The sequence below is a fragment of the Protofrankia coriariae genome (genome assembly GCF_001017755.1).
Lineage (GTDB): Bacteria > Actinomycetota > Actinomycetes > Frankiales > Frankiaceae > Protofrankia > Protofrankia coriariae.
In genome coordinates this window covers 1-10,853 of sequence record NZ_JWIO01000052.1, presented here as the reverse complement: position 1 = coordinate 10,853, position 10,853 = coordinate 1, and the positions used below count along the sequence as shown (strand labels likewise).

At 71.7% G+C, this 10,853-nt stretch carries 7 protein-coding genes (1 of these 7 running past the window's edge); 1 reads left to right on the top strand and 6 read right to left on the bottom strand.

Annotated elements, in window-relative coordinates:
* The 6 genes from FrCorBMG51_RS21610 to FrCorBMG51_RS21585 all read right to left on the bottom strand — a co-directional run.
* Nucleotides 1–1,005, bottom strand: the 5' portion of a protein-coding gene (locus tag FrCorBMG51_RS21610) for a diaminobutyrate--2-oxoglutarate transaminase family protein (RefSeq protein WP_052914924.1). It extends 501 nt beyond the left edge of the window; the window shows 1,005 of its 1,506 coding nt (coding positions 1–1,005); the start codon lies at nt 1,003–1,005; its stop codon lies beyond the left edge, outside the window.
* Nucleotides 1,006–1,473: 468 nt separating this feature from the next.
* Nucleotides 1,474–2,787 (bottom strand): cystathionine gamma-synthase, encoded by a 1,314-nt coding sequence (locus FrCorBMG51_RS21605; RefSeq protein WP_076842295.1) that lies wholly within the window; start codon nt 2,785–2,787, stop codon nt 1,474–1,476.
* A 16-nt stretch (nt 2,788–2,803) separates the two neighbouring features.
* Nucleotides 2,804–4,183 (bottom strand): cystathionine beta-synthase, encoded by a 1,380-nt coding sequence (locus FrCorBMG51_RS21600; RefSeq protein ID WP_047224850.1) that lies wholly within the window; start codon nt 4,181–4,183, stop codon nt 2,804–2,806.
* Nucleotides 4,184–4,360: 177 nt separating this feature from the next.
* A complete protein-coding gene (locus FrCorBMG51_RS21595; RefSeq protein WP_047224849.1) occupies nt 4,361–6,064 on the bottom strand; it encodes a type III PLP-dependent enzyme domain-containing protein in 1,704 nt (567 codons plus the stop codon).
* Nucleotides 6,065–6,075: 11 nt separating this feature from the next.
* Nucleotides 6,076–6,498, bottom strand: a complete 423-nt coding sequence (locus FrCorBMG51_RS21590; protein WP_047224859.1) for an ATP-binding protein — start codon at nt 6,496–6,498, stop codon at nt 6,076–6,078.
* Between the two features lie 210 nt (nt 6,499–6,708).
* Entirely contained in the window at nt 6,709–8,571 is a 1,863-nt protein-coding gene (locus tag FrCorBMG51_RS21585; protein WP_235433796.1) for a SpoIIE family protein phosphatase, read from the bottom strand.
* A gap of 1,042 nt (nt 8,572–9,613) precedes the next feature.
* On the opposite strand from FrCorBMG51_RS21585, the gene FrCorBMG51_RS21580 reads away from it, so the two are divergent.
* Nucleotides 9,614–10,853 (top strand): HAMP domain-containing protein (locus FrCorBMG51_RS21580; RefSeq protein ID WP_047224848.1); only part of this gene is annotated, 1,240 nt, incomplete at its 3' end.

Below are 10,853 nucleotides of genomic sequence, written 5' to 3'. Positions count from 1 at the left end.
CAGGCCGCCGCCGATCGCCTTCGACATGACGATGACGTCCGGGGTGATGCCGCTGTGCTCGACGGCCCAGAACGCGCCCGTGCGCCCCACCCCGGTCTGGACCTCGTCGAGGATCAGGGGGATGCCCCGCTCGGCGGTGATCCGGCGGATCGCCCGCAGCCAGTCGTCGGGCGCGGGCACCACCCCGCCCTCGCCCTGCACGGCTTCGACGATCATCGCGGCGGGCTGGGTCACTCCGCCGCACGGGTCGTCCAGGAGCCGTTCGATGTACTGGGTGGACAGCCGCGCGCCGTCCGGGCAGTCCCCGTCGGTGGCGCCCACGCCGAACGGGCAGCGGTAGGGGTACGGGTAGGGCAGCCGCACGACCGTGCCCACCGGCCGGAGACGTTCCTTGATCGTAACGTTGCCGGTGACGGCGAGCGCACCGGCCGTCATGCCGTGGTAGCCACCGGTGAACGCCAGCAGCGTCTCGTGCCCGGTGACCGTCTGGGTCAGCTTGAGCGCGGCCTCGACCGCGTCCGCGCCGCTGGGCCCACAGAAGTGCAGCTTCGCCGAGGTCGCGAGGTCACCCGGCAGGCAGGACAGCAGCTCGGCGGTGAACGCGTCCTTCTCGGGGGTGGCCAGGTCGAGCACGTGCAACGGTGCGCCGGAGTGGAGCAGCCCGCGGATCGCCTCGTGGACGACGGGATGGTTGTGGCCGAGCGCGAGGGTGCCGGCGCCGGACAGGCAGTCCAGGTAGCGACGGCCGTCCGCGCCGATCACCGTCATGCCCTCGGCGTGGACGGGGACGATCGGCAGGTTCCGGGCGTATGTCCGCGCGGACGACTCGCGCCGGCGCTGCCGGGCGAGGATTCCCTCGGCGCGTACCCGGCCGTCGGCGTTCGGTACGCCATGGCCGTCAGCGGGGTCGCCAGTGGGGCCGCCGGTGGGGCTGGTAGTGGGGTCAGCATGGGCGCTGGGTCCCGAAGGGCCGGCGGATCCGGAACTGATGGCGGATATCGTCAAGAAAGCGACTCCCGTCCGGTGGCCTGGGCTCCTTGAGTGATCCGGTCCGAGGGCTCAGCTGTGGGGCCTGGGCGGATGGCCGGGTCCGAGGGCCCGGGTCCTGCGGACCTTTCCGGTCGGCGGAGCCGATCCGGCGCGGTACCTCGGGCGCGGGCAAGGGCGTTCCCGCTCGATCATGCCACCTGTGAGCTTCCGTTGGATTCAAGGAAGCCTAACCTAAGCAGCTGTTGGCAGGGGGGACGCGAGCCGTGACTGTAATCATCCTCTCGCTCGCCGCAATCCGACGACGAACCCTGCCGGTGCGGCAACGCCGAGCCCACGCGGCACCCGCGGGGCTGGCCACGGCCCGACAGCACGGCCCGACGGCACAGCGGAAGTCGTAGGTGAAAACCGTCACCCCTCCAACGGCAGCCACCTACGACCGAACGAGGCGTAGGTGGAAAACGCTGTCGGGGTGACGGAAACCACCTACGGATCCCGGCGGTCGGGGAGGGCTTCGGTGAGGTCCTCGAGCAGGTCGTCGATCGACTCGATGCCGACCGACAGCCGGATGAGGTTCGCGGGCACCTCCAGCGGAGAACCGGCCACCGAGACGTGCGTCATCCGCCCGGGATGCTCGATGAGCGACTCGACCCCGCCCAGGGACTCGGCGAGGGTGAACACCCTGGTCCGCCGGCACACCTCGACCGCCGCCTCCTCGCCCCCGCGCAGGGCGAACGACACCATCCCGCCGAAGTCACGCATCTGCTTCGCCGCCACCTGGTGGCCCGGGTCGTCCGGCAGGCCCGGGTAGTGCACGGCCGCCACCGCGGGATGCCCCGCCAGCAGCTCCGCGACGCGGCGGGCGTTCGCGCAGTGCCGGTCCATCCGGACCGCCAGGGTCTTCGCCCCCCGCAGCACCAGCCAGGCGTCGAACGGGCTGGGAACCGCCCCGGTGGCGTTCTGGATGAACCGCAGCCGTTCCCCCAGCCCCGGGTCGGCCACCACCGCGGCGCCACCGACGACGTCACTGTGTCCGCCGAGGTACTTCGTGGTCGAGTGGACCGTCACGTCGGCACCAAGGGCCAGCGGCTGCTGCAGGTACGGGGTGGCGAAGGTGTTGTCGACGGCCAGCAGCGCGCCGGCGGAGTGGGCGATGTCGGCCAGCGCGGCGATGTCGGAGACACCCAGCGTCGGGTTCGTCGGCGTCTCGGACCACAGCAGTCGGGTACGGCCCGGGCGGATCGCCGCCCGCACCGCGTCGAGATCGTTCAGCGGCGCCGGGGTGTACTCCACGCCCCACTCGGCGAGCACCCGCGCGAACAGCCGGTAGGTGCCGCCGTAGGCGTCCAACGGGATCACCGCGTGGTCGCCGGGCCGGCACACCGTGCGCAGCACCGCGTCCACGGCGGCCATCCCGGAGGCGAAGGCGAGCCCCAGCGCACCCACCTCCAGCGCGGCCAGGGAGGTCTCCAGCGCGGTGCGGGTCGGGTTGGACGAGCGGGCGTACTCGTACGCACCGCGCGGGACCCCGACGGCGTCCTGCGCGAACGTCGACGACGGGTGGATGGGGACGACCACCGCGCCGGTGACGGGGTCGGGGTCCTGCCCCGCGTGGATCGCCACCGTCTCGAAGCCGGTACCGGCCCAGGCCTCGGCGCCGGCCGGCCACGCGCCGACGGGCGCCGGGCGGCGCGGGCCGTCGGCACGGGCCGCGGAGCCGTCCACACCGGTTACCGCGTTGTCGGCCACAGGATCGTCGGCCGCAGGATCGCTGGTCACAGGGTCGTCGGCGCTGGTCATGGGCTCCTCGGTGGGGTTACGGGGTGGCCAGGAAGCTGAGCAGGTCGGACCGGGTGAGGATGCCCACGGGGTTGCCGTCCTCCAGCACGAGCACGGCCGGCGCGGCGCCGAGGGCGGCAACCAGCACTGACAGCGGCTCGCCGGCGCCGACCGTGGGCAGCGGCGGCGACATGTACGCGGCCACCGGGGCGTCGACGGCGGCCCGGTCGGCGAACACGGCCCCGAGCAGCTCCAGTTCGATGACGGCGCCGGCCACCTCGGCCGAACGCAGCGGCGGCTCCTGGCGGACCACCGGCATCTGGGAGACGTTGTACTCGCGCAGATAGGAGATGGCCGCGCCGACGGTCTCGTCGGGATGCACGTGTACCAGGTCGGGCGGGCTGGTCGCGTCGGCGGCCTTGCGGGCGAGCACCTCGGCGACCGTCGGCTCGTCCGAGGGACGGTCGAGAAAACCGTAGTCGTACATCCACTCGTCGTTGAAGATCTTCGACAGGTAGCCGCGGCCGGAGTCCGGGAGCAGCACCACGACGCAGCCGTCGGCGTCCAGCTCCCGGGCCACCCGCAGCGCGGCGACCACCGCGAGCCCGCAGGAGCCGCCGACCAGCATGCCCTCGCGGCGGGCCAGCTCCCGGGTCATCAGGAACGAGTCGCGGTCGCTGACCGCCTCGACCCGGTCGACGACGGCCTTGTCGTAGGTGGTCGGCCAGATGTCCTCGCCGACCCCCTCCACGAGGTAGGGCCGCCCGCTGCCGCCGGAGTACACCGACCCCTCCGGGTCGGCGCCGACGACCTGTACCCGCCGGCCGCTGACCTCCTTGAGGTAGCGGCCGGTGCCACTGATCGTCCCGCCGGTGCCGATACCGGCGACGAAGTGGGTGACGCATCCGTCGGTGTCCGCCCAGATCTCCGGGCCGGTGCTGGCGTGGTGCGCGGCGGGGTTGTGCGGGTTGGAGTACTGGTCCGGGCTCCACGCGCCGGGCGTCTCGGCGACGACGCGGCGGGCGACCGAGTAGTAGGAGCGGGGGTCGTCCGGGGCGACCGCGGTCGGGCAGACCAGCACCTCGGCGCCGTAGGCCCGCAGCACTGCCTGTTTCTCTTCACTGATCTTGTCGGGCATGGTGAACACGCAGCGGTAGCCGCGGGCCGCGGCCACGATCGCCAGCCCCACTCCGGTGTTGCCGCTGGTCGGTTCGACGATCGTCCCGCCCGGCCGCAGCTGCCCGGTGGCCTCCGCGGCGTCGATCATTGCCAGGGCGATCCGGTCCTTCACCGATCCGCCCGGATTGACGTACTCCAGCTTGGCGAACACGGGTGCGGCAATACCCGCGGTGACCGCGTTCAGCCTGATCAGTGGAGTTCCGCCGACCACCGCGGCCAGGTTCTCGTAGACACGCATGCGCCGCCCTCACCTTCGCCGCCGAGGTCCTGAGCCGCCGCTGGGCTCCCAGCGTACGCAGCCGAAGCGCCCGCCGCAGGCCAAGCCGCACAGTGTCGCGGAGGCCGCGGAAATCACAGATGATCACAGAGGTTGCGCGGGTTGCGCGGGCCGTGTGAGCTGCGGAGGCCACGAAAGTCACGTCCGCTCGTCACGTCGGGTGGTCCAGGTGCTGTGGGAGCCCCCGGTGTGCGTCGAGCTGGTGTGCGTCGAGCTCGTGTGGGCCGAGCCGGTGGACGTCGAGCTGGTATGGGTCGAAGAGACGGTGTAGGTCGAGCCGCCGTGTGCCGGGCCGTGCCGCGTCGAACCTGTGTGGTGCGTCGAACCTGTGTGGACGTGGGTGAAGCCGCCGCCCGAGTCCCGCGACACCGCGACCCGTACCGGTGGCGGATGCCCCAGGAACCCCTGCATGGCGAACTCGTATCCGTAGGCGCCGGCCATCGGGAAGACCACTATGTCGCCCGCGCGCACCGCGTCCACGGTGATGTCGCGGGCGAGGGTGTCCTCGGGCGTGCACAGCTCGCCGACCACGGTCACCGGCCGTCCGGCGACGCCGGGGCGCGGGAAGTCGTACGGCCAGTCGTCCACCGCGACGACCCCGAAGTTGTGCACGATCTCCCAGGACGTCGGCAGCTGGAAGTGGTGGATGCCGCCCCGCAGCACCACGAAGTCGGTGCCGTGGGCGTGTTTGACGTCGGTGACCTCGGCCGCGTACGCGCCGCAGTCGGCGACCAGCCAGCGTCCCGGCTCGAACAGCACCCGTACCCCGGCCGGGACCGGTGTCGCCCGCAGGCCGGCGGCGAAGGCGTCCAGGTCGAAGGGGCGTTCGCCGCGCCGGTCCGGCTCGAAGGGCACCCCCAGCCCGCCGCCGACGTCGACGACCCGCAGGTCGACGCCGTGCGCGGCGGCCGTGGCGGCCGCGTACCCCAGACACCAGCGGACGTAGTCCAGGTGCGCGGCGGCGTCGAGGTTCCCGGACACGGCGTGGACGTGGAAGCCGGCCACGTCGACCCAGGGCAGTGACCGGGCGACGGCCAGGACGTCGGGGACGTCCGCCTCGGGTATCCCGAAGGCGCTGGCCACCCCGCCCATCCGCAGCGAGCCGGCGAGGGCCACCCGGGACGGGTTGACCCGCAGCGTGACCGGTATCCGGCGGCCCGCCCGGCCCGCGACGTGGTTCAGCCGGCGCAGCTCACCGGGGCTTTCGACGTTGACGGTCACCTCGGCGCCGGCCCTGGCGGCCTCGACGAGCGTGGCCAGCAGCGGGACGGACTTCCCCGGGCCGGAGACGACGATGCGGGCAGGCCGCCCGATCCGCTGGGTGCTGTCCAGCGCGAGCTGGATCTCATGGCTGGAGGCGACCTCGAAACCGTCCACCCCCTGGCCGGTGGGGAGGTTGTGGCCGGTGGTGCCGGTGTGCTGGGCGCTGTGGGCCTGCTGGGCTCCGTGGCCGTGGCCGTGGCCAGTGGCGAGGGCGTCGAGGACCGGCGGGTAGCCGTTTGCCTTCACCGCATAGAAGATCGCGGCCCATGGCGGTAACGCGGCTTTCAGCCGGGCGGCGTTACCGGCCGCGACGTCAAGATCGTAGATGTACGCACTGATCGGATCGGCGTACGCGCCGGCGAAAGGCTGTGCGCCGGTGAAAGGCTGTGCCCCGGTGAAGGCCTCGGTGAACGTTCCGGCGAAGGCCGCTGAGGCGGTGGGAGCATTCGGGGGATGAGCGAATCGGCCGGGGGCGCCGCCGCGTGCTCCGAGGGCGCCGCGCAGCCAGTGCAGCGTGGCTGCGGGCAGCCGGCTGACGGGTAGGGCGTGCAGCCGGCCGGCCGACGGTGGCAACTGCACGCGCGTTCAGCTCACGACTGGACGGGCGACTGGACGGGTAGGTCGAACCAGAGGTACTTCCCCGAGTCCACCGCCACCGCGCCCCAGCTACCGGCGAGAGCGTCCAGGACGAGCAGGCCACGGCCGCCCTCGCTGCCGAGATCCACCTGCTGCCGCTGCGGTAGCACGACAGACGTGTCCGAGACAGAGGCGTGTACGAGGCCTGGCCGTAGTTCGAGCAGCAGCCAGACGGGTGGCTTGCCGTATTTGACCGCGTTCGTGACCAGTTCGCTGACCAGGAGTTCCGCTGTCCCGACGGCTTCCTCGGACAGATTCGTGCGGGCGAGCTGCTCCCTGAGCGCACGGCGTGCCTGCGGGACGGCCGCGGGCACGTAGGGCAGCTCGACCAGCATGTGCGTGGCCGAGGGGCGCAACGACGACGCGCGGGTCATCATGTCCTTTTCCACCCCGTCTGTGTATTCATTGATCACCGAATCCGATGTGACGACATCCCTGTACGTCTACCCACAGGCCGGCTATTCCAAGCACTTCCGGTCTTTCACGGTCAACGGGCGGATGCCGGGTAGTCTTTATAACGTACGGTAACGGTATCGCTTGCTTCCGTCACGATCTCCCGTGGAAAGGTTTCACTGGATCGCGGAGTGTCATGTTGGTATGCGGGCCGCGAGCACCGCGACGTCGTCGCGCAGCCGGCCGCCGGCAAACCGCTCGGCAGCCGCCCGCAGCCGCTCCGCGATCCCCTGGGCGGACATCCCGGCGCAGCCGCGCAGGGTGGCCAGCAGCCGCTCCTCGCCGAAGAGTTCCCGGCCGCGGCGTGCCTCGACGACTCCGTCGGTGTACAGGACGAGCGCGTCCCCGGCCCGCAGCGACACCCGCACCTCGGGAAAGATCGCATCCTCGTCGTTGAGGACCCCCAACAGCGTTCCCGGTTGCGCGACGAACACGGCCGTCCCGTCCGCCCGGACGAGAACCGGCAGCGGATGCCCGGCCATGCAGATCGAGACCACCCGTTCGACCGACCGCGCTTCGGACCGGGCAGCCGGCCGCGCCAGGCCGGTGGGACCGCGTGCCCCCGACGGCCGGGGACCGCCTGACCGCTCCGGCTCGTCTGGCGGGCCCGGCTCGTCCGCCGGCGGGCCCGGTTCGCTCGGGGGGCCGAGCTCGCCAGCGGGCCGCAGCTGGGCCGCCGCGAGCGTGCAGAAACGTCCCTGACCAGCGGGGTTCGGGTAGCTGGCGGTGTCCCGCAACGCCCGGTTGAGATCCATCATGATGTCGGGCAGGTTGTGGCGCTGGCCGGCCAGCAGCCGTAGCACGGCCCGCGCGACCCCGGTGACGTTGGCGGCTTCCGCGCCCTTGCCGCAGACATCCCCGATGATGATCGTCCAGCCGCCGTCCGGATCCGGGACGAGGTCGAAGAAGTCACCGCCGACCTCCAGACCGGCCCGTGCCGAGCGGTAGGACGAGCCGAGCTCGATCCCGTCGATGTGGGGCAGTTCGGGCGGCAGCAGTCCGGCCTGTAACTCGCCGGCCACCTCCACCTGCTGGCGGAACAGGCGGGCGTTGTCGACCGTGAAGGCCGCGCGGCGGGCCAGGTCGGTGAGCAGTTCGATCTCGTCGGCCTCGAAGTTGTTCCCGGCGGCGCGGCCGAGGGTCAGCACGCCCAGCACCCGGCGACGGGCGCGCATCGCGGCGATGACGGTGGGCGCGCCGTCGACGGTGGCGACCCGCACGGTGTCGGTGAGCGCCGCCTGCAGGTGGGCGACCAGCGTCCCGGCCGGGTCGTCCGCCCAGGCGGACAGGGCACCGGCCGCGGCCTCGTCCACGTGGCCGACGGCGGCCAGCTTGATCGCACCGTCGTCGCGCAACAGGTGGACCGTGCACCAGCGGGCCAGCCGGGGCACTGGCAGGCGTGCGAGCAGGGCCAGGCTCCGGTCGGTGTCGAGGCTGCCCGCGAGCAGGTCGGACGCCTCGGCCAGGAAGGACAGCATGCCGATCCGGCGTTCCTCGACACGTCGCAGATGGGCACCGCCGAGCGCCAGCGCCATCCAACGGGCGACCAGCTGGATCCGTTCCTCGAGGTCGCCGTGGACAGCGCCATCCATGTCGTCACGGACGGCACCATGGATATCGCGATGAACATCGCCATGGATGGCGTCGTCGTGGATGCCGCCCGCGTCGTCGTCGAGCTGGCACACGCGGGCCGCACCGGTGGGTGCCCTGCCGGTGGACGCCGGGAGGCCCGGTGACCACAGCAACAGTTCTCCGACGGTCCCGTCACGGGAGTCCAGCGGGATGCGGCGAGCGTCCCGCTCCGAACCGGTCGATCCGAAGGCTGCCACCACCTCCGCCGCTCCCGCCCGGTTATGGCTGCGCCGCACGAGGCCCGCCCCGGACGACGGCAGCGCGTCGACGAGCTGCGCCAGCAGTTCACCGACCTCCTCCTCGACCGACAGGACACGGGTGAGGGTGGACGAGAGCAACCGCGCCGGCCTGCGTGGGCCCACCACCGTGGCCGNCGCGCCCACCGCGGCCGGGGGCCCGGCGGCGGATCCGCTCCCATGGGCCGCCAAGCCGGGGGGCAAGCCGGGGGGCAAGCTGGAGGGCAAGCTGGAGGGCAAGCCGGGGGACAGACCAGGGGACACTGTCCGGGCGCCGGCGCGGGCCGTCTCAGCAGCCGCGGCGGCCGGGNGGCGGCCGGGCCGGGCCCGCCCGCGGCTTCGGCGTCGGTGGGCGAACCGTCGGGGGCGTCGAGGCGGAACCACACCTTCTTGCCCGTCCGGTCGTGTTCGGTGCCCCACGCCGTGCTCAGCGCGTCCACCAGCGACAGGCCGCGGCCGTCCTCACGCAGGTTGTCGATGCCGCTGTCCGCGATGGACTCGCCGGTGACGCTCCCGGGCGCCGCCGGCGGGANGGCGGGAGCGCACCGGCCGCCGTGGCTACGGGTACCGGTGAGCTCCCCGGGCCGTCGATGGCCGCCGAGCGGGCGGCGGCGGGAGCGTGGCCGGGTTGGCCGGTGATCGGTACCGTGCCCAACGCCAGGGGATGTCGATCGCTGACCGTGACGACGAGGCGTCCATCGCGGTGTCGAATGTCGATTGTCGCGTCGGTGCCGGCGTGTACGATTACGTTAGTTACAAGCTCGGTTACTAATAGTAGCACTATATCAACGGCATCGGCGTGGAGACGGCCGTGCAACGTGTCGATAATGAACCGGCGGGCCGATCCCGGTGAATCGATGACCGGTGGAAGTGTGAGGGTGCGGCGGAACCCCTCTTCGCCGAGCATGTGAAGCATGCCGGTCAGTCTCTCCTGTGTTGTCCGGTCATGAGGGATTGGCCGTCGCGTGGAGCGCGGCCGACGGATCTTCCGGGCTGGTCCGGGCCGGCACGCGCGGCACACGGCCGGATGGATCCGCTATATCCGCACAGCAAGCCCTGACGGATACTGTCGCCGAGCACTGCTGGATGCCTGATGAACGGACGCCGGTCCGTTCCGATGGTCTGCCAGACGTGAGAGATTCCCGCGCACGCCGGTTTGGAGGGCTCCACCATGACGATGGTGTCGGAATCCGCGCCCGTGGACGACCACTTCATCGACGATTTGCTCGGTGCGCTGACGGCGTTGTGCGCGGGTGACTTCTCCGCCCGTCTCGGGGAGCGGTCCGGCCGCGACGCGCTGATCGCCCAGCGCTTCGACGAGCTGGCGGCCCTGCAGCAGCGGCACTCCGGGGAGCTGGAACGGGTCAGCAAGGTGATCCGGCGGGACGGCCGGCTGACCGAGCGGATGGCCGACCTCGGTTTCGAGGGCGGCTGGTCGCTGTCGAGCCAGGCGGTCAACTCGCTCATCGACGACCTTGCGCGCCCGACGCACGAGGTCGCGCGTGTGATCGCGGCTGTCGCGGAGGGTGATCTCTCGCAGCACATGGCGCTGGAGATCGCCGGGCAGCCGGTGCGAGGTGAGTTCCTCACGATCGGTACGACCGTGAACACCATGGTGGACCAGCTCTCCTCGTTCGCGGACGAGGTTACCCGGGTGGCGCGGGAAGTGGGTACCGAGGGCAACCTGGGTGGCCAGGCGCGGGTCAAGGGCGTCTCCGGGGTGTGGCGGTTGAACTCGATGGCGGGCAACCTGACCAGCCAGGTGCGCAACATCGCGTTGGTGACGACGGCGGTGGCCCGGGGTGACCTGTCGCAGAAGATCACGGTGCCGGCGCAGGGTGAGATCGCCGAGCTGAAGGACACCGTGAACACGATGGTGGAGCAGTTGTCGTCGTTTGCGGCGGAGGTGACGCGGGTCGCCTGGGAGGTGGGTACCGAGGGCAATCTGGGTGGTCAGGCCCATGTGCGGGGTGTGTCCGGGGTGTGGCGGGATCTGACCGAGTCGGTGAACTCGATGGCGGGCAACCTCACCAGCCAGGTCCGCAACATCGCCCAGGTCACGACGGCGGTGGCGCAGGGCGATCTGTCCCAGAAGATCACTGTGGACGCACGAGGTGAGATCTACGAGCTCAAGTCGACCGTGAACACGATGGTCGACCAGCTCTCGGCGTTCGCCGACGAGGTTACCCGGGTGGCCAAGGAGGTTGGTACCGAGGGCAGGCTCGGCGGGCAGGCCCAGGTCAAGGGCGTGTCCGGGGTGTGGCGGGATCTGACCGACTCGGTGAACGTCATGGCCGGCAACCTCACCACGCAGGTGCGCAGCATCGCCGAGGTCGCGGCCGGGGTCGCCCGCGGCGATCTCACCCGCCAGATCACCGTGGACGCCCGGGGTGAGGTCGCGGCCCTCGCCC

What these genes read in the sequence shown, in the direction of transcription:
- FrCorBMG51_RS21605 (WP_076842295.1), bottom strand. Translation starts at nt 2,787, where the DNA reads ATGACCAGCGCCGACGACCCTGTGACCAGCGATCCTGCGGCCGACGAT.
- FrCorBMG51_RS21590 (WP_047224859.1), bottom strand. Translation starts at nt 6,498, where the DNA reads ATGATGACCCGCGCGTCGTCGTTGCGCCCCTCGGCCACGCACATGCTG.
- FrCorBMG51_RS21600 (WP_047224850.1), bottom strand. Translation starts at nt 4,183, where the DNA reads ATGCGTGTCTACGAGAACCTGGCCGCGGTGGTCGGCGGAACTCCACTG.